This is a genomic window from Corynebacterium sp. CCUG 70398 (genome assembly GCF_024454055.1).
GTDB classification, from domain to species: Bacteria; Actinomycetota; Actinomycetes; order Mycobacteriales; family Mycobacteriaceae; genus Corynebacterium; species Corynebacterium genitalium.
This window is the reverse complement of record NZ_JAGPYZ010000001.1, coordinates 1-18,267: the sequence shown is the minus strand read 5'-3', so window position 1 is coordinate 18,267 and position 18,267 is coordinate 1. Positions and strand designations below refer to the sequence as shown.

Annotated in this window: 17 protein-coding genes and 1 pseudogene; 10 read left to right on the top strand and 8 right to left on the bottom strand. The window is 59.0% G+C overall.

Going from position 1 to position 18,267, the window contains the following annotated elements; all coding sequences use genetic code 11:
* Positions 1-19: 19 nt before the first annotated feature.
* A pseudogene (locus KBX07_RS11340) lies at positions 20-265 on the top strand (alkane 1-monooxygenase); the annotation flags it as partial.
* Positions 266-311: 46 nt separating this feature from the next.
* On the opposite strand, the gene KBX07_RS00080 reads toward KBX07_RS11340, so the two are convergent.
* The gene (locus tag KBX07_RS00080) at positions 312-701 is read right to left on the bottom strand and encodes a heavy metal-responsive transcriptional regulator (RefSeq protein ID WP_005290994.1); all 390 of its coding nucleotides are present in this window, start codon (positions 699-701) and stop codon (positions 312-314) included.
* Positions 702-799: 98 nt separating this feature from the next.
* Here KBX07_RS00080 and merA point away from each other — a divergent pair, with 98 nt between their 5' ends.
* The 3 genes from merA (at position 800) to KBX07_RS00065 (ending at position 3,154) form a co-directional block, all read left to right on the top strand.
* The gene (merA, locus tag KBX07_RS00075; protein WP_256022508.1) at positions 800-2,221 is read left to right on the top strand and encodes a mercury(II) reductase; all 1,422 of its coding nucleotides are present in this window, start codon (positions 800-802) and stop codon (positions 2,219-2,221) included.
* A gap of 49 nt (positions 2,222-2,270) precedes the next feature.
* Entirely contained in the window at positions 2,271-2,573 is a 303-nt protein-coding gene (locus KBX07_RS00070; protein ID WP_081275423.1) for a hypothetical protein, read from the top strand.
* 191 nt (positions 2,574-2,764) lie between these two features.
* A complete protein-coding gene (locus KBX07_RS00065) occupies positions 2,765-3,154 on the top strand; it encodes a class I peptide chain release factor (RefSeq protein ID WP_015381421.1) in 390 nt (129 codons plus the stop codon).
* 269 nt (positions 3,155-3,423) lie between these two features.
* On the opposite strand, the gene KBX07_RS00060 is transcribed toward KBX07_RS00065, so the two are convergent.
* The gene (locus KBX07_RS00060; protein ID WP_070726273.1) at positions 3,424-4,398 is read right to left on the bottom strand and encodes an NAD-dependent epimerase/dehydratase family protein; all 975 of its coding nucleotides are present in this window, start codon (positions 4,396-4,398) and stop codon (positions 3,424-3,426) included.
* Between the two features lie 488 nt (positions 4,399-4,886).
* On the opposite strand from KBX07_RS00060, the gene KBX07_RS11400 reads away from it, so the two are divergent.
* The gene (locus tag KBX07_RS11400) at positions 4,887-5,240 is read left to right on the top strand and encodes a type IIL restriction-modification enzyme MmeI (RefSeq protein WP_016423158.1); all 354 of its coding nucleotides are present in this window, start codon (positions 4,887-4,889) and stop codon (positions 5,238-5,240) included.
* 70 nt (positions 5,241-5,310) lie between these two features.
* Here the strand turns inward: KBX07_RS11400 and erm are convergent, their stop codons facing one another.
* Positions 5,311-6,165, bottom strand: a complete 855-nt coding sequence (gene erm, locus KBX07_RS00055) for a 23S ribosomal RNA methyltransferase Erm (protein ID WP_016456425.1) — start codon at positions 6,163-6,165, stop codon at positions 5,311-5,313.
* A 2,206-nt stretch (positions 6,166-8,371) separates the two neighbouring features.
* Between erm and KBX07_RS00050 the strand changes: the two genes are divergently transcribed.
* The 3 genes from KBX07_RS00050 (at position 8,372) to KBX07_RS00040 (ending at position 12,023) form a co-directional block, all read left to right on the top strand.
* Positions 8,372-8,680, top strand: a complete 309-nt coding sequence (locus KBX07_RS00050; protein WP_070725705.1) for a helix-turn-helix domain-containing protein — start codon at positions 8,372-8,374, stop codon at positions 8,678-8,680.
* 171 nt (positions 8,681-8,851) lie between these two features.
* The gene (locus KBX07_RS00045; RefSeq protein WP_070725707.1) at positions 8,852-9,145 is read left to right on the top strand and encodes a hypothetical protein; all 294 of its coding nucleotides are present in this window, start codon (positions 8,852-8,854) and stop codon (positions 9,143-9,145) included.
* 1,534 nt (positions 9,146-10,679) lie between these two features.
* On the top strand, positions 10,680-12,023 hold the full coding sequence (locus KBX07_RS00040; RefSeq protein ID WP_231699088.1) for a hypothetical protein: 1,344 nt from the start codon (positions 10,680-10,682) through the stop codon (positions 12,021-12,023).
* 568 nt (positions 12,024-12,591) lie between these two features.
* Here KBX07_RS00040 and KBX07_RS00035 read toward each other — a convergent pair.
* The 4 genes from KBX07_RS00035 to KBX07_RS00020 all read right to left on the bottom strand — a co-directional run bounded on the left by KBX07_RS00035 (position 12,592) and on the right by KBX07_RS00020 (position 15,080).
* Positions 12,592-13,017 (bottom strand): single-stranded DNA-binding protein, encoded by a 426-nt coding sequence (locus KBX07_RS00035; RefSeq protein ID WP_016456430.1) that lies wholly within the window; start codon positions 13,015-13,017, stop codon positions 12,592-12,594.
* A 91-nt stretch (positions 13,018-13,108) separates the two neighbouring features.
* Positions 13,109-13,252 carry a hypothetical protein gene (locus KBX07_RS00030; protein WP_016456431.1) on the bottom strand — a complete coding sequence of 48 codons (144 nt, stop codon included), beginning with the start codon at positions 13,250-13,252 and terminating at the stop codon, positions 13,109-13,111.
* A gap of 160 nt (positions 13,253-13,412) precedes the next feature.
* Entirely contained in the window at positions 13,413-14,435 is a 1,023-nt protein-coding gene (locus KBX07_RS00025; RefSeq protein WP_256022502.1) for a DUF4192 domain-containing protein, read from the bottom strand.
* A 171-nt stretch (positions 14,436-14,606) separates the two neighbouring features.
* Entirely contained in the window at positions 14,607-15,080 is a 474-nt protein-coding gene (locus tag KBX07_RS00020) for a recombinase family protein (protein ID WP_256022878.1), read from the bottom strand.
* A gap of 35 nt (positions 15,081-15,115) precedes the next feature.
* Between KBX07_RS00020 and KBX07_RS00015 the strand changes: the two genes are divergently transcribed.
* Entirely contained in the window at positions 15,116-15,652 is a 537-nt protein-coding gene (locus KBX07_RS00015) for a hypothetical protein (protein WP_256022500.1), read from the top strand.
* Between the two features lie 169 nt (positions 15,653-15,821).
* On the opposite strand, the gene KBX07_RS00010 is transcribed toward KBX07_RS00015, so the two are convergent.
* Positions 15,822-17,381 (bottom strand): SulP family inorganic anion transporter, encoded by a 1,560-nt coding sequence (locus KBX07_RS00010; RefSeq protein WP_256022499.1) that lies wholly within the window; start codon positions 17,379-17,381, stop codon positions 15,822-15,824.
* A gap of 169 nt (positions 17,382-17,550) precedes the next feature.
* Between KBX07_RS00010 and KBX07_RS00005 the strand changes: the two genes are divergently transcribed.
* Positions 17,551-17,955: a MerR family transcriptional regulator gene (locus KBX07_RS00005; protein WP_048733850.1), complete on the top strand. Its 405-nt coding sequence runs from the start codon at positions 17,551-17,553 to the stop codon at positions 17,953-17,955.
* Positions 17,956-18,267: the final 312 nt, after the last annotated feature.

Genomic DNA, 18,267 nt, shown 5'->3' with positions numbered 1-18,267 from the left:
TCAAAAGGAGTGTTATCCAATGAAAGCGTTCGGCTTCTTAAGCTTCGGGCATTACGCCTTCGGCAGCTAGTGCGGGCCATCTGCGGAAAAGATCGCCAAGACTCGTCTGGAGATCACCCAGGCTGCGGACGAAATCGGCGTGAACAACGCGTCCTTCCGAGTCCACCACTTCGCGCTGCAGGCCTCCGCCCCGATGCCGCTGCTGTGTGCTATCGCGGCCACCACCAAAATCATCGAGGTGGGCACCGGCGGCATCGACATGCGCTAGCGCATATCGGGGTTGTAGCGTTTGAGTCATTGACTCCCGCCGTCTACAAGTACCTACACACTTGATCGGTGCTGCACGTTTCAGGATCCGGGTGCGCGGCGTCCTGGCTAAGGTCCGCGATAGTGTCGCGCAGCACGGAGAGCTGCGCGATCTGCTGCTCGATCTCAGCGAGGCGCACGTCAAGCAGGTCGCGCACGTGCTCGCAGGGCGCATGGCCGCCGTCGCGGATGTCGAGGATCTGGCGGATCTGGGCGAGGGTGAGGCCCGCGGCCTGGCCGCGGTGGATGAAGTCGATCCGAGCGACCGTCTCGGGCGCGTAGTCGCGGTATCCGGACGGCGTGCGCTCGGTCGGGGGCAGAAGGCCCTGTTCCTCGTAGAAGCGAAGGGTCTTCGCGGTAGTGCCCGCCCTCTCGGCGAGTTCTCCGATCCACATTACTGTCTCCCTCCGTGGCCGCGCTTGACCTTCCCCTGCACTGGAAGGTCTAGTATGGCAGAGACAGAGCAGAAAGCCAAGAGTTGACAGGAGCAGCGATGCCTACGAAGTACGATCTCGCCATCATCGGATCGGGAGGTGGCGCGTTCGCCGCTGCGATCCGCGCCAGCACGCTCGGGAAGTCGGTGGTGATGATCGAGCGCGGGACGCTCGGCGGCACCTGCGTGAACACGGGCTGCGTCCCGTCGAAGGCGCTCATTGCCGCGGCCGGCGCGCGGCACGTCGCGGTCGACGCCGCAACCCGGTTCCCCGGGATCGCGACGACGGCGGATCCCGTCGACATGCCCGCGCTGATCGCTGGGAAGCAAGCGTTGGTGGAGTCGCTGCGCGGCGAGAAGTACGCCGACGTCGCCGACTCCTACGGCTGGCAGGTCCTCCGCGGCGACGCCTCGTTCGTGGGCACCCCTGATGCGCCGGTTCTCGATGTTGCCGGATCCGACGGAAGCGTCGAGACCATCGAGGCCCACCACTACCTGGTCGCGACTGGTTCTCGCCCGTGGGCACCGCCGATCGACGGCCTGGAGGAGACCGGATACCTGACCTCGACCACGGCGATGGAGCTGACGGAGGTCCCCGAGTCGCTGCTGGTGCTCGGCGGCGGCTACGTCGCCCTGGAGCAGGCGCAGCTGTTCGCCCGCCTCGGCTCGCAGGTCACGCTGCTCGTGCGGTCCCGGCTCGCCTCGAAGGAGGAGCCGGAGGTGTCGAAGGCGCTCCAGGAGGTGTTCGCCGACGAGGGCATCCGCGTCGTCAGCCGCGCAGTGCCCATCCGGGTCTCCCGCGCCACGGGAGGCGAGGCCGTCGTGACCGCCGCCTTGTCCGGCGGCTCGCAGGAGTTCCGCGCCGACCAGGTCCTGGTCGCCCTCGGACGCCGTCCCGTCACCGATGGCCTGAACCTCGATGCGGTCGGGGTGAATACCGGAGACTCCGGCGAGGTGGTCGTCTCCGACCGGCTGCAGTCCTCGAACCCGCGGGTCTGGGCCGCGGGCGACGTGACCGGGCACCCCGAGTTCGTCTACGTCGCCGCCCACCACGGCACCCTCGTCGCCGAGAACGCGTTCGCCGACGCCGACCGGTCCGTCGACTACGCCCGCCTGCCGCGGGTGACGTTCACCGGGCCCGCGATCGGCGCGGTCGGGATGACCGAGAAGGACGTCCTCGCCGCGGGGATCCGCTGCGACTGCCGCGTCCTGCCCCTGCACCACGTGCCCCGCGCCTTGGTGAACCGCGACACCCGCGGGTTCATCAAGATCGTCGTGAACGCCGAGACGAACGAGATCCTCGGCCTGACCGCCGTCGCCAAGGACGCCGGGGAGCTCGCCGCCGCAGGCGTCCACGTGCTCGGCAGGACCGTCGCCGAGGTCGCCAACGCCTGGGCCCCCTACCTGACCATGGCCGAGGGCATCCGGATCGCCGCGAAGGCCTTCACCACCGACCCGTCGCTGCTGTCGTGCTGCGCATGAACGGCAACACAGGCAATCGGGGAGATCTCATCCGGAAGAGGTGCAGACGATGAGCGCCGATCACGACCGCGACGAACGGCGCGCCGGTCCCATCGTCGCCGCAGGGACCGGGCTGCTCCTACTGGCATGCTGCGCGCTTCCGTTGCTGCTCTGCTGCGGCCTGCCGCTCATCGCGGCGGGCGGAGCACTCGCAGGCGTCGGAGGGCTCCTCGGCAATCCCTGGATCATCGGTGCCGGGATCGCCGTCGCGATGGCCGTCACGGCCGGGATGCTCGTCAGGCTACGGCGGCGGCACCGAGGCCGCAGGACTGGCTGCTGCGAAAATCCTTCGACCGCTGATCGGAACCGGTAGTTCGAGGGATCCAGCGATCACTGCCACCTACGGAGGCCGCTGAAATCGAAGCCCGACGGGAGAAGGAGGAGCAAAAAGCGTTCGAATCAACCGGTGACGAGGATAATACTGAGGCTGGATCCCGGCCGTCGCGACGCGGTCTCCGCTTCCGCCGAGACGAGAAAGGGTTGTGGGCACCTAGGCTGGGCGGCATGAACGACCTGACCATAGCGCCCGGCCCGGGGATCCCCGACGGCGCGGTCATCGCCGCCGATCTCGCGGAGCGTTTCGCGAAATCGTCGACTCCAGGCGGCCAGGGCGTCAACACGACGGACGGCAAAGTCCAGCTTTCCATCGATGTCGCCGAATGCGCATCGCTTACCGACGCCCAGCGTCACCGTATCTCGCGCAACCTCGAGCACCGCCTAGACGGCTCCGTCTTTACCGTGACTGCGTCGACTCAGCGGTCTGTGTTTCGCTCCTGGTCCTCTCGCTTGCACCTGCGACACAGCCTCGTGTCCCCGGGCCGTAGCGTTCGGGGGAGCACAATAGCCCCAGTCCTCATCACGTCCCGGGATCAAAGAGTTCATCGCAGAGGTTAAGCACTACACGTTGAACTTGAACTCCACGGAGTGGCGAAAGAAGGCTACCTCACTCAGTTGTAAGCGAATCGAGAAACCTGAAAAGTGTGCCGCAAGGCGTTTTCTGCTCGGAAAGGCAACCTCCGCAGGCTAGATCGCTCCCCGTCACGAAGAGCTAGCACCGCCGAAGTTGCCCTCAAGCCAGATTCGGACCCATTCTCCCACTCAGTCGCGGAACGAAAACCAACTGAGCACGGTCCCGACTGCAACTAAAACTGTTCCCGCCGAAACTAAATACCATCTTCTAACCGCTGGCGAAGCACGACTTCCTCTTCATCGCTGAGCCCAGCGAGTCTTTCCCCCTGCTGTTCTTCTTCGAATCGCAGCGCATCCGCCAATGTTTCTTTCAACGGGCGAATCTGCAGGCCAGCTTCGTAGGCTGTGGCGCAATCGAGTAGCGCGATGTTGCGAAACTGTTCACCTGGTACCCACAACGGCAACGATTTTGGGCCCATCCACGGGGTTACATCATTAGCGAGAAGCAGTTCATCAGAGCAAGGTCGCTCCGTAGCCTCCGATGCGGTTAACTCACGCGAAATCTTGAACACATCAGACAAGGAAGTAGCAAACCCCGTAGCGTTAAAGGTTCCGAAAGTCCCAACTTCTGCAGACTCAACTATCCAGTCTGCAAGGTCTTTCACATCAATCATAGCGACGGGAAACGCCGGGTCTGGGACGATCACGTTCTCACCCGTGGGATGCGCGAAGCGCCACGGATAGTAACCACTGCGCCCTGTTTCGTCGCCGTAGCCGGCGATCAGACCGGGTCGAACTACCATTACCGACCTATTTGTGCTGCGATAAATCGTTTCGCAAGCAGACTTTGCAGCTGGGTACTGCCCCATGTTCTCCATGTAGTCAATTTCAAGCGGAGTGACTATGGAATCAGACTCGGAAGAAATACTTCCTTGGTCCTCATATACGCTGCTCGAAGACACAAATATACGATGCTTGGCCTGGAGTTTCGCCGCCGCATCCCGCGCATGCTTCGGCTGACTCGTCAGATCCACAATGGTGTCCCAAGTTTTCCCCGCAACCTCATCGTACGCACCGTCACGGTCACGGTCTGAACTCACAAATTCGGCTCCGTTGGGAACCTTCCCGTTACCCCGCGCGAGGCAAGTAACTTGATGCCCTCGGTCGATTGCTGCAGCCGCAATGTGTCCTCCAAGGAAACCGGTACCACCGAGCAATAAAAAGTTCATGTCACTAGTTGTACACGAAACCTTCTCACACGTGACCAGTCCTAATCCCAGCGCATCCAAGCTGGAATAAGATGTCAGAGCAGGATTATCCCACCATCTGCCAGAGCTTCTTATGCGGCTAACCTACACATTGAACTTAAATTCAACGGAGTGTCGTCGATAAATAACTATTCGATGCGCAAAGTACAACGAAATACCGCTAGAAACAGACAACATATGGGGGTGCACAGAAACACATATAGGTTCTGCGGAAAACCTATAGGGTGCGTCGCTAAAAACCGCTGTGCGCGAAAAACATAAAGGGTTTACGGACCCGGTCCCAGACCCCTCAATACTCTGAGCCGGAAGAATGGAAAGTGGAAGGTTGATGTATCCCCACTATTTATTTTTTCCGTTTTTCGGAGTACATCGGGAGCTACAACTGCGGACCAGCTCTGTGTGAACTAGATGAGAAGGCGCAGCAGCGAATCATCGACGCTGGACAGTTGGTGCTGCGGGCACGCGAGCGGCACCCCCAGCGGTCACTCGCGGAGCACTACAACCCGTTATCGATGGACCCAATTCTGCTCAAGGCTCACAACAACTTGGACCGGGAAGTCGATAAGGCTTTCGATGTGGCACGCAAACTCACCAACGAGCGCCAGCGCCAGGAGCTACTGTTCGCCAGCTACGGGGAGTTGGCGAGGGGCTATGTCTCCTCGCTTTCATCAAAATCGAAACCACCAGCAGGGTCGTTCCCCGTGCGGGTGATTTTGATCGGTCCCGCTGCTGGGTGTAGAACCCTGTCGCTGGCAACGCCGGGAACTATGACTGTGCCCGACGAGAACACGTCACTGCCATAACGCGGCTCACGGTAGACGAACATGGGTCGTTCACTACTACTGGTGGATTTCGGTTTTGGTGGTGGGGGGATTACCGCCGCCGGCCTCGATTTTTCCGTTGAGGAGGGCGTTGACTACTTCCCGATTGTGAAATGGGCCGATGGCGCGGTGAAGAGGAACCAGTCACCTGGAAGAGATCGATCCAGTCGCTGGTGTGCAATCTGGGAGGTAGGGTTGCGGGGTCGATTCCTCGCGAGCGCAACCATGATTGTGTCTCTGAACGTGATGAAAACAACCCTGCCCTTCGGAGAATTTCCCCTATCCCGCGTCCCCGGGCGGTGAAAACGGTGTGCACCATCGCCTGAAAGGCTTTGCGTTGCTCTATCGGGATCTTCGGGTCACCCACCCGGCGGATCACTAAGATCCCCCCGTCAACGTTTGGCTGTGGCCGGAAAGCAGACCTTGGTACTCGGGAACCAAGGTGAAACGTGAACCATGGGGACCACTGAGCTGTCATCATCGTGCTTGCACCTACCCCGGCCCGGCGGCGAGCGACTTCCCACTGCATGAGGAGTACAGCGGCAGTCCATGCCGGCGCATGCAACAACTTTCGAAGAATGGCAGTGGTGAGGTGAAAGGGAATGTTTCCCACAATGACGCAGGGAGTGGCGGGTAACGGGAAGTTGAGGAAATCATCATGGACCACTTCGACCGACGCCGAGGCGGTCTTTTTTGTGAGTTTGGCAGCTAGTTTTGCGTCTACCTCAACTGCCGTTATTGCCCTCCCCAAGTGGGATATCGGGTGAGTGAGGGCACCGCTTCCTGGCCCGATCTCAATGATGGGGCCGGAGGTTTGTTTTACAAGATCGACGATGGAGTTGATGATCTTGTGGTCTGTGAGAAAATTTTGGCCATGTTCGTGACGGCCGTATCCGTATGTAGACATCAGGTGTGCTCCGTGGAGTTGAAACGGAGCCGGGCATGGCAAATGGCCGCCCGGCTAAAGGACCGGAGCGGTTTCTAACCTGCGGGAGGGAGAAAACCGCCTTAGCGGCTGGTGAGCGGCCGCATGAAAACGGAACCTGAAATCAACATGGGCCTATCGTATCCAATTAATTTCGCAGGGTCCAATACGGTGAGAAAGAAGACAACCGCACCGCAACAGTGCAAGACCTCTCTGGATTGGAATTTAATTGAACATGGGTTTGGGGTACGACGCGCCCTACTCGGAGTGGCACGGACACTACGGCTGCGCGCCCACACACAACAGTAAAGAGCTCGGCAATGCACAGACACGTAACGAGAGCGCCACAAATGTATGTACGTTTAAGTTACAGCATCGACACTGACGCTCCACATGGAGGGACGGCCGCAGCCCTGCAGCAAGCACACGGCAGGGTGTCTGCTTCGGGCGACGTGAAATTACGCAGAAAAATACGAAACACATCACCGCAGGTCACGGTAGGTATTTGCGGGTCATTTCGTAATCTCGTAAACGAAAAGAACAAAACTACGAAACACAAAAACATACGTTGAGCAGCGTAAATGGTTTTCGTTTCGTAATTTTTCCACTTTTTGAAGAAAATCTAAATAAGAAGAGACACCTTGATTGCGATTGTGTCCCGTGTCACATAGCTGCAACCCCTGCAGCGTGCCCTCAACGAGGACGCTCTGTGTCGTAGACATGTGCCTGCAATGCGTGTCTGTGTCTCTCTCTTAAAAGGTTTGGGTCGAAATACCGCAAAATTACGAAACACCGCCGAAATGTGACGTGTCTATGCAGGTCACAGCGTTATCGCGTGTTTCGTAGTTTTGTTCTTTTCGTTTGCGGAAATCACGAAACCGCAGGTAGAGCGTTTCGTAATTTTTTCGTATTTTGATCGGCAAATTACGAAACGAGGTCAAAACTACGAAACGAACACACAACACCTGTGTTGCGTGTCACACAACGGCGCGCCACGGACGTGTTGCAGCGTGGCAGTATCCCGGCCGTGTCACATAGCTGCAACCCCTGCAGCGTGCCCTCAACGAGGACGCTCTGTGTCGTAGACATGTGCCTGCAATGCGTGTCTGTGTCTCTCTCTTAAAAGGTTTGGGTCGAAATACCGCAAAATTACGAAACACCGCCGAAATGTGACGTGTCTATGCAGGTCACAGCGTTATCGCGTGTTTCGTAGTTTTGTTCTTTTCGTTTGCGGAAATCACGAAACCGCAGGTAGAGCGTTTCGTAGTTTTTTCGTATTTTGATCGGCAAATTACGAAACGAGGTCAAAACTACGAAACGAGCGCGCTACAGACGTGTCACAGGTCATAAAAAGGCGCGCCCCTTGCGTGTCACCGTGACGCAGCATCCCGGCCGTGTCACATAGCTACAACCCCTGCAGCGTGCCCTCAATGAGGACGGTCTATGTCGTAGACATGTGCCCGTAATGTGTGTCTGTGTCTCTCCCTTAAAAGGTTTGGGTCGAAATGCCGCAAAATTACGAAACATCCCCGAAATGTGACGTGTCTGTGCAGGTCACAGCGTTATCGCGTGTTTCGTAATTTGGTTTTCCGATTTTCGTAGTTCTACGAAACCGCAGGTAGAGCGTTTCGTAATTTTTTCGTATTTTGATCGGCAAATTACGAAACGAGGTCAAAACTACGAAACGAGCACACTATAGACGTGTCACAGGTCACAAAAAGGCGCGCCCCTTGCGTGTCACCATGCCGCCACACAACAGCTGCCCCACCACAACACCCCAGCCGTGCCACGTGGCGTGTAGAAACGTGCTCGGTTCGATTCGTAAAGATTAGGTCGCAGGCTATTGTGCGCGACGCATAAGTTCCGTACGATGGCCCCCAGACCGTATGTGGCGTTTTAATTCGTTTTTGGTTTAGCCAGCCGCATACGGGGGATAACCCCGAGGATAATTCATAAAGAGATAGCCTCTCGACCGTGATAGGCGCGGTTCCTCCGACGAGATAGACCGGTCGGCAACGGCATTGCCGACCACAAAAGCGGTCAGGTAGGGAGTAAGCGCTCCCGTAAAGCGATGGGACGGCAGACCACCGTTCTAGCGAGTTGAGCACGGCACTCCAAGCCGCCTGAATAGCAAGCCGGTAAAGCACCCCGCTCCGGGACAGATCAATCTGCCCAGGAGCGTTTTTCTATGTCCGAAAAGGACACGACTACCGCCGTCGCGCCACGCTTTTACACGCTGCAGGAACTCGCCGATCTCGGCGTCGGCTCCGAGTCCACGTTGCGAAAAGCTATTAAAGAGGGCCGTCTTTCATTCCACCGTTTCGGCACCGCCTATCGGATTCGCCAAGACGATCTCGACGCCTACCTCGCGGCCGCACGCCGCCCTGCCCCGCAGCTATTTGACGGCTTCGTCGATGCCGTCGTGGATGCAGCGCCCCAACTGACAGATGAGCAGCGCCAGCAGCTCGTCACGGTGCTGGGTGGTGCGAAGCACTAGTGCGGACAAACCCACCTACGACGAGATCCCGCCGCTTAGCTCAGCTAGCCAGGCTGGGTCTTGAGCTGAGTGCGAGGGCTGATGGGTGATGGTCGTGCTACAACACACGCGCGCTCCACCGTCGTGCCCCGAGCCCAAACAAAGAATTCACTCAATCAAGGAGAACAAACCATGTTTTTCAGAGACGATTACGCAGCCGCGCTCCGCGATGAGCAGCGAGCAAAAGATTCCGTGAACGAGGCGCGCCGTGCACACAAAGCAGCAAAGGAGCGTCTTGCGCAGTTGCGCAAGTACGCCAAAGAGTTCGAGGTGAAACTCGACGACGACAAGCCCGCCGGGACCGAAGATGACGGCGATACGCCGAAGAACGGTGACGGCAATACGCCTAAGAACGGTGATGGCAATATGCCTGAGAGCACCGAGGGCAGTAAGCCGAAGCGGCATCTAGAAGTTGTACCCGACTAACCCTTTAGCCGTACACGCAATCACCTCATGTGTGTACGGCCACGCGGCGTGACGACGTACAGCCGTCACGTTTGATGTCGCCACACACCCCGCTCGCAAGGGCGGGGTTTTCGCGTGTGTGCGGGTGGCTGCGGCACCGCTACACGTGACACTGTCACGATGCTTGCGCCGGTATCGGCGACGGGGCATATACACGTCTGCCCCGTCGCCTGGATCATCCGCCACATGGCTGGCGGTATGTCGCGCTGCTGTTATGCGCGGTTCTGGCCGGCATAGTCTTGTGTGGACTTGAAATATGCCGAAGACGGGGCCGTGGGTGCAGCAAAGACAGCAGCGTGGACAGAGCAGATTTCAGCAGCTGTGCTGCTGAAGATGCAACCGCGACGGCAGATGGTATGCGGCGCATGCCGCATAATGCCGCGTCGTGAGATACGCCAATATCCATCTCGGCAGGCTTGCCGTGATGGAGCGTTTCGTGATGACCCAAACACGACACATCGATGCTGGCATATCCGATTACATATCGACAAGATATATCGGATTGCCGGCAGTGTCGTGACGTACAGCATGGGTCATCACACAAGGTGCAGCGCCAGCTGCACTATTGGGCATCTTGACCGGAGCGCAAGCGGAGGGCAAGACAGCACCAGCCAGACCGAGCGAGCGAGGTCTGAGACTGGGGCTGTAGGGGGCGGCGCGCCAGCGCCGGGCAGCGGGTTATGCGAGCGCCAGCGAGTAGTAATACCCGGTGCAGTGCCTCGGCTATGCCGAGCGCCGGAGCGCAGCGGAGGCGTCGCACCCCCTTATGCCCTTTCCCCCTTCTACCCCTATAACGACAAACATATAGGGGTTTTGACACAGAAGGGGGCTGCGACCTGCGTGTTTCGGGTCTTAATGCGGTCTTCGACCCTTACCCGAAACGGCCCGTTGATGCGCGAAGCGCACATGGTGCCTACGCAAAACCTGCAGGTCGCCACGCTGTGCGCACCACATGCGGCTACGTCCGTTGTATGTCGGTCTTAAAGTAAGGGCCGATGACGGGTGGAAACGCCGCTTGCGGCGTCTTCCCGCGTCATCGAGACACCTGCAGCGAGCCTGCGAGCGCAAGGTGTCTAACCGAACGGCAAGACCGACATCGTTAACGTGGTGCGCACAGCCACACCCTGCACTCTGGCACCGCCGTCAGGCGGTCATTGCAGGGTGTTCCAAATCCCGCAGCGAGCCATCCGCCGCCAGGCGGTGTTGATGCTGCTGCGGGGGTCAACGACACGGGCTGAGTAACACACTCCATATCGGCCCGTGCTACAAGCACACTATCGGTGCAGACGTATCACGTTCGCGGCGGCCATATGCGCTTGAAGCGCATGTAACAGACACCGCCAGCGACGTGTGTTTCGCGAGCGCCCGCTCGCAGCAGATCCAGCGGCAGCTGTTGATGCAAATGTGTAGCGCCGCGACTCGATTGGTTCATCTTTGTGGCAGCGGCTGTACGGCCCTGTGGCGGCCGTAGACGCCTCGGATGGACGGAGTGCGCGTGCAGAAGAACAGTTTCGAGACGTCGCTGTTCGTCGTGTATCTGCCGAAGTCGATGTGCAAGGAGATCCCCGACTACTACACCAGTGAGGTGGACGGGCGCGAAGTGAAACGTCCGCGCTATGCAGCCCGCGACTACGAAGAAGCAATGATGTACCCCGAAGAGTCAATGCGTTGGCTCGCCGAGAACTTCATTCCCGGCGGTATCGACGCAGTCGCTGGCGGTGATATGAACTTCGACGAATCAACGCCACACATCCAGTTCCAGGCGGATACGTTCTCACCGAAGCCCGAAGATCCCGACAAGCTCCGTTGCCGCCCCGGCATCGCGTACAACACTGACACCTCAGTGCGGTACACATCCGGCCCGAAGAAGGGCAAGCAGATCTCGGGTAACCAGAAGTTCATCGACGCGCAACGGGGCCTGCGCGAACACATGCACTCGCTGGGCTATCCGGTGGAACTGGAAGTCTCCGAGCGGCATGACGAGTCGTTGAACCTCGGACGCTACGCAGAACAACAAGACCGGGAGCGCGACCTCGCCAAGCGCGAGGATGATGTGGAAGTCAAGAAGCGATCCGTGCAGCGCGATATGGACGCAATTGATCGTGACCGCGAGCAAACAGCAAAAGAACTTGAACAGGCAAAAGCTGCCAACGAAAAAGCGCAAGGTGTGTTGCAGCACGCCGAAGAACAGGCTCGCGCTGTTGCCGAGCGTGTGCTCAACGAGGCACGTGAGAAGGCAGAGCAAGAAGCCGAGCAGATCCGCAGTGACGCGCGCGAGAAGGCCAAGCAAGAAGCCGAGCAGACCATGGGCCTTGCCGAAGCGCAAGCAGACGAGCTGCTCGAACGAGCCGAAGAGACTGCACAGGCCAAGGCGGGCGAGATTACAGCCGCAGCCCGCAGCGAAGCGGAGTCGATCACACGCCAAGCCGACGAGGCCCGTAAGCAGGCTGAGCGCGACGCTGAGACGATCCGCAGCGAAGCACGAGATGAGGCCACAAGCATCCGCGACGAGGCCACGCGCGACGCTGCAGTAACGCGCACGGATGCCCGCGATGAGGCTGATCAGATCCGCCGCAACGCGCACACGGACGCCGAAGATGAAGCAGCCATCATCATCGAAGAAGCGGTGAAGTCAGGACAGCAGTTGGAGCATCTGGACAAGAAGTTCCTGGTGCAAGAACTGCATCGCAGCCCGGAGCTGCTTGAGCGCTACACGCTGTTCAAGCAGTCGCAGACCTCAGGCAAGAAGGGCGGGGCGCAGCAACGTGCGCGCGAGCGTATCGAGAAGCGCCGCCAGCAGCAACAGCAGCGTGATCGTGACGGCGGTATGGAGCTTTAGCAGCTCACCATGCGCTCTGCACGCCCGTCTGCGGGCCGTACAGGGCGCCGTCGGCGTCGTCGGTCATCTGCGGTATGAAACCGCTGAGATTCGGCGAAAATCGAAGAAATCTCGGCTAAGCGGGGCCAAGTGTCACTACGTTGCGCAGCGAATTGGCCGGTTAAGTGGCGGAGATATTGCGCAGCGCGTCGGTGTGTACGACGGCGCATGTGCTGCACAGCAAACATGCCAGCACACAGACCTGCAGAATGTCGTTGTCATCCTGTTGCGCAGTAAAGGTGTCAATAGGATGACAAACCACTTCACTGCCCAATTCACATGTCATTAAAGTGACAGGGCATTTGATTGCGCAGTAAACGTGTCGATGAAATGGGTGCCCAATACACAGTGCAACCTACGTGTTAATGAAATGTCACAGACACTACATAGTGCAGTGAGTTGCGCAGCAGAAACGCCAGTAAAAGCACCGCACCACTGCACCGTAAAACTGCACAAGTGATTCGCAGCAAATTGGCGTGTGAAATGGTTGAAAAAATAACCCCGCAGGTTTCCCTGCGGGGTTTCGTAGTTAGAACGGTACTTCTTCGCCCTCAGCGCCAGCCAGGGCGGCGGTCGCCGCCTCGCCTCCGCGACGGGCAGCGCGAGCAGCGGACTCCTTCTTGGAATCGATCAGCTGCACCGTGTCGATGCGCGCCACCAGCGGGTACTGCTTCACACCGTCCTTGTCGGTGTAGACGTCGGTCTTGAGCGAGTAGCTCACCGCAACGCGATCGCCGGAGCCGATGCAGCCGAACACACCGGGGTTCGCGGCGTCCTGGACGTAGCCGGTCAGCTCCACGATCTCGCTTTCCACCTTGCCGGTGGACTTGTTCTTGAAGGTGTTGCGCGCATAGACGCTGAGCTTCACCGTCGCGCCGCCGTTTGCGTGCTCGAACAGCTTGGGTGCGCGAGCTGCGTTGCCGACGATGGTGCCGTTGTTGAAGGGGTTGGACATGTTGGTTCTCCTTACGTGAGTGGGTGTGATTTGCCGTGCAATTTGGGTACTTAAGCAGCTGCTTTGCTGCTGCGGGGCGGTTGCGCTGTCGTTACAACACTGCCCAGGGCAGCGGTGTGCCTGCCGCCTCTAGGTCGCGCAGTTCTTGTGCTGCGCCCGGATCGGCGTCCTCGCCGTCGATGCCGTCGGCGAGCTGGTAGAGCAGTTCCAGGTCGGTGTGGGTGATGTCGCGCATCACGTGCCTCCTTGTTCGGATTGATGGTCAATCCGTCTGTTGGAGACAGCTCTGCTGTCTAGGGGTCGCTCCCCTGCCTCGTTGAGGTGTCTGTTGTCGCCAGCCACGGCCCCGCGAGAAAAAGAAACCCCGTTGCATCGCTGCAACGGGGTAGGTGGTGCTACTCGGTGAACAAGATGGTGCGGGTCTTCTCGGCGCCTTCGCGGACAAGCTCGACCATCCGCTCACCCTGGCCGATGTCGGTCAGCTTCGCCACCAACGACGGGAAGTTCTCGTCTGGCCCGATCTCGGTGGCTCGCTGCGCAGCCACGCCAGCTAGTCCCGGCTGGCCGGTGGCGTGCGCGAGCACTGCGACAGTGGCGGTGAGCTGGGCGCGCATCCCCGGCCAGCTGGTCGGGACAGCGCGCATAACCTTCTCTATGAGCGCAAGGCCCGCCTGCGGGTCATCGAGCAGCGCCGCGAGCAGCGTGTCTCGCAAGCGCGGCGTGGTGAAGCATTTCAGCGCCGATCGAACGGCACGAGTGCTCGGCTGGGTGATCCCTGCCGCCGCCTGCTCGTATTCACGCTGCAGCATGTCTGCGAACATGGGCGGGATATACGCCAGCGCGTCTTCGATGACGTCGGCGTGCTCGGCAGCGTCGATGCCGTGGTCGGTGCTGTTCAACCGTGCCTCGATGTCGTCTTTGCTCGGCTCCGGCAGCTCGCCGGTGTGCTCTAGCATCTGCTGAAGCGCCGCCGATGCGGCGACCTCGCCGACAACGCCGTGGCGTGGCTCGTTGATGAGCGGATGCTGGTAGACAGACCACCACGCCGCCCCGGTGACGATCTCGGGCACCTGCACTACCCCGAGCAGCGGCGGGAGGTGCACTGCCTCCCTGGTGAGGTACGTGGCCGTCTCGTCGAAGATCGGTTGCGCAATGTCATCGCTGATCATGTACGCGATAACAGCGTCGAGTTCGAGGTGGTGGACCCACGCTGCGAACCGCTCGCGGCTCTCGGTGAGCTTCTCCACTGCCTCGTCCAGGTCGAACCGTGCGACCGGGCCGAGGCGGACGGTGTCGACGCCCTCGTCGTCGACGAAGAACGCGAGGATCAGCGAGTTGTTCGGGTAAAACCCGAGGATGCCGGGGAGGTTCGCGAGGATCTCACCGTGGGATGCAAGCGTGTGGGAATGAGTGGACATGGCAGTGCTCCTTTGCACGAATACGGGGTGTACGTGGCCAATCCCGTATTCGGTCCGGCTCTGCCGGTCGCAGGCGTATCCCAGCAGTGCAGTGCCTCATGTGTGCCGAGCGTCGCTAGCGAAGCCTGTGCTTGGCTTACCGGGTGCGAGCGCTAGCGACGCAGCCTGTGCCTAAGCGTCGGCGTCGATGCGCTTGAGAGCGCGATAGATCGTCGGCCGCGAGACGTTGAATGTCCTGGCTACTGCGCTGATGGACTTGCCGCCGTCGATAAGCTCCTTGGCGATCTGGGCTTGCTCCTTGTCGAGCTTCGGCTTCGGGCCGGCAACTCTGCCCTGGGCGCGGGCGTGCGCTACTCCTTCACGGGTGCGCTGGACAAGCAGGTCACGCTCCCACTCGGCAAGACTTGCCATGACGTTGATGACCACCTTGTCGGTGGGTTTCGACGTATCGAGTGCTGGCTCCAGCACCTTGACGTTGATGTTGCGCTCGGCGAGGTCAGCGATGGTGTTCACAGTGTCCGCGAGGCTGCGGCCGAGCCTGTCCAAGCGCGTGACAACGAGCGTGTCGTCGGGGCGCATGTACGCCAGCGCGTCATCAAGACCAGGCCGTTGCCAGTTGGTGCCGGAGATGGTGTCTGAGTAGATGTGGTCCGGGTCGCAGCCAGAGCCTGAACGCTCAGATGACTTCGAGCCTGACTTCTAGCCTGGAACCGCTGGTAGAAGTAGCTGTATCTGAGGCAATGTCGAAAGAGCCTAAGAACCTGCACGAGGCAGCAGAAGCCTCTAAGAAGGCTCGCAGCGCTCTGCTCCAGGAGAAGGAGTCCAACGAAAAGCTGCTGGAGGAGATACGCGCAGAACGCAAGCAGTATAACGACGATATGGAAAAGTCGAACACGAACTTTATTAAGGCCTGCATGTCTGCCTCGTGGATTGCAGCCAGTGTTCTCTTCGTTGCTATTGCACTCGTTGCTGTCGGAGCCTTGGGGAAGGGGCTGCTAAGTATGCTCGGCATACCCGACGGCGTGTCTGCCTTGTGGGGTCACGTCCAGGAGGCCAACGGCATCGGCCCAACACTGGGCTGGTTGGCGTTAACACTTATCGTCATAGGGGTTCTTATAGCGCTTATGACCTGGATGCTGTCCCAGGCTGCGCCGGGTATTGCTCACTTAGTCGAGGAATACCGTCGCAATCACCCGAGGAAAGAAACGAACCACTAACTAGAACACGTGCACCGTAAAAAGTAAAAATCCCCACAACACAGCGTAGCGGTTAACCGCTACGCTTCTTTTATGCTCTTCCTATGCCCCAACTTTGCAACAGCACCAATAAACTGGCGCCCCGGTTATAAGTTGGGGCGCCAAGTCGATGTGCTCGAGTCGGGGGATGTTAGTGGCCGGTGCCAAGCCGGCCAGACAGGCGGTTCAGCCGGTCCTGACTGGGACCGTCGAGCCCGATAATGGACACGGTTTTGCCCCTGTCCTGGAACTTCTGCGTAATCGCGTCAAAGGTCGCGACCGTGGAGGCATCCCAGATCTCCGCCTCAGTGAGATCAATAGTGATATGACGGGCAGAATCGGTGTAATCAAAGCGATAAACCAGGTCATTGCTTGATGCCCAAAACAACTGGCCATGCACCCGGTAGGTACGAGTATCAATCTCGCCATCGCCGTCGCCGTCGATCTCGGAGACCTTTTCAATGGAAGCGATATGTGCCATCCGACGGGCGAACATGATCATCGCGGTGACCACACCCAACACCACACCAATGGCCAGGTTGCTGGTGGCTAGGGTGGCAATAATCGTCACGGCCATAACAATGGTCTCAGAGACCGGCATGAGTTTAAGGGTGCGTGGATGCACCGAGTGCCAGTCGATGGTGCCGACCGAGACCATGATCATGATTGCCACCAGCGCAGCCATCGGGATCATGCCAACGATGTCGCCCAGTGCCAGGACCAGGACCAGCAGGAACACACCGGCTAACAGGGTGGATAGGCGGGTACGTGCCCCGGATTCGCGGACGTTGATCATGGTTTGACCGATCATCGCGCAGCCACCCATGCCGCCGAAGAAACCGGAGGCAATATTAGCCACCCCCTGCCCCCAGGATTCGCGAGTTTTATCGGAATGAGTGTCGGTGATGTCATCGACGAGCTTGGCGGTCATCAACGATTCCATGAGACCGACCACGGCCATGGCCAGGGCATAAGGCGCGATGATCTGCAGGGTCTCCAACGTCCACGGCACGTTCGGAATAAACAGGGACGGTAAGGTCTCCGGCATCTTGCCCATGTCCGAGACCGTCGGGACAGTCAAACCGGCGGCAATGACCAAACCGGTGAGCACGATAATCGTGACCAGCGGGGCGGGGATCACACTGGTGAGCTTGGGGAAGAAAATCATGATCACCACACCCAAGCCGACGAGTGGGTAGACCATCCAAGGCACATCAATGAGGTGTTCGAGTTGGGCGGTGAAAATCATAATGCCCAGTGCATTGACGAAACCCAGCATCACCGATCGGGGGATAAAACGCTGAAGTTTCGCCACACCGAGGGCTCCGAGCACGATTTGTAGGACACCGCCCAACAAGACGGTGGCGATGAAATAATCCATCCCGTAACCACGCGCCACAGGAGCAATGACTAGGGCAATAGCCCCGGTGGCGCCGGTGATCATTGCCGGGCGGCCACCGGTAAAGGCGATCGCAATGGCCATGACTACCGAGGAAAACAGACCCATGGCTGGGTCAACACCGGCAAGGATGGAAAAGGCAATGGCCTCAGGGATCAGCGCCAGGGATACCGCCAGTCCGGCCAGAATCTCTATACGGATACGGGCGGGGGAAGAAAATGCGTAACGGAAGGATGCGATGATCCCGGTAGGGGCATCAGCGCCGTCTGAGCTCAGGAGGGGGTGGGGGGCCGCCGTGCTAGTTTCAGTCATAGATGTCCAATCTTTGAGGGGATAGGTAACTGGGCGAACGCCCGAAAGGAATCCAACCCTCTAGTAACTTTAGGTTTGGTGATGGTGGTCATGGTAGCGGGAGTTTTACTCAACCGCCAACCCAGGCACAGGAACCCGTGGGCAACATCACCGTGAAGGAGAACAGGCAATGCAAAACAGTAATTTCAAGATCGGCGAGGTCGTTGACCAGACGGGGTTGTCGATTCCCACCTTGCGTTATTATGACAACGTCGGCCTGATTACCCCATCGGGGCGTAGCCCTGGTGGGTTCAGGCTTTATAGTGAGGCTGATGTACGTCGTGTTTTGCTGGTGCGACGGATGAAACCGCTGGGGTTTACTCTGGATCAGATGCGGGAATTCCTGGAAGCTGCGGAGATTCTTCATAGTTCAGATGGCGGGCAGGACAGTGATACCGCACAGCAGGCACGGAGTAATGCCAAGGCCACCCTTGCCGACATTCGTGAGGAGACGCGCACCCGCTACGAAAAGCTACGCAAGCAAATTGCCTACGCTGAGGAATTCCTCGATCTGGTCAACACCCTGGTACCCTAAACTGCCCCCATCCTTCGCAGGGAGAAAAAGACCATCGTATTGAATGCGCTCTGTCGAATCGCGTTCCAGATGAAGTGGACGAACGCCCGCGGCCTCTCCGGAGTGGATGGCGATAGTACAGAGGACTTCTGAAATCCGTGCAGACGACTCCTCAAAACGACACAGTCATCCAAGGTCACAAAATCGAAAATTGTCACTTAACCCCATCACTTCCAAACCGGCTTAAGTGACAAAAGGGGATGCGGACGGAATCTTGGAGGATTCCATCATGAACCGCTCATACACCAAGGAGCAGCGACGCAGAGCTCTGCA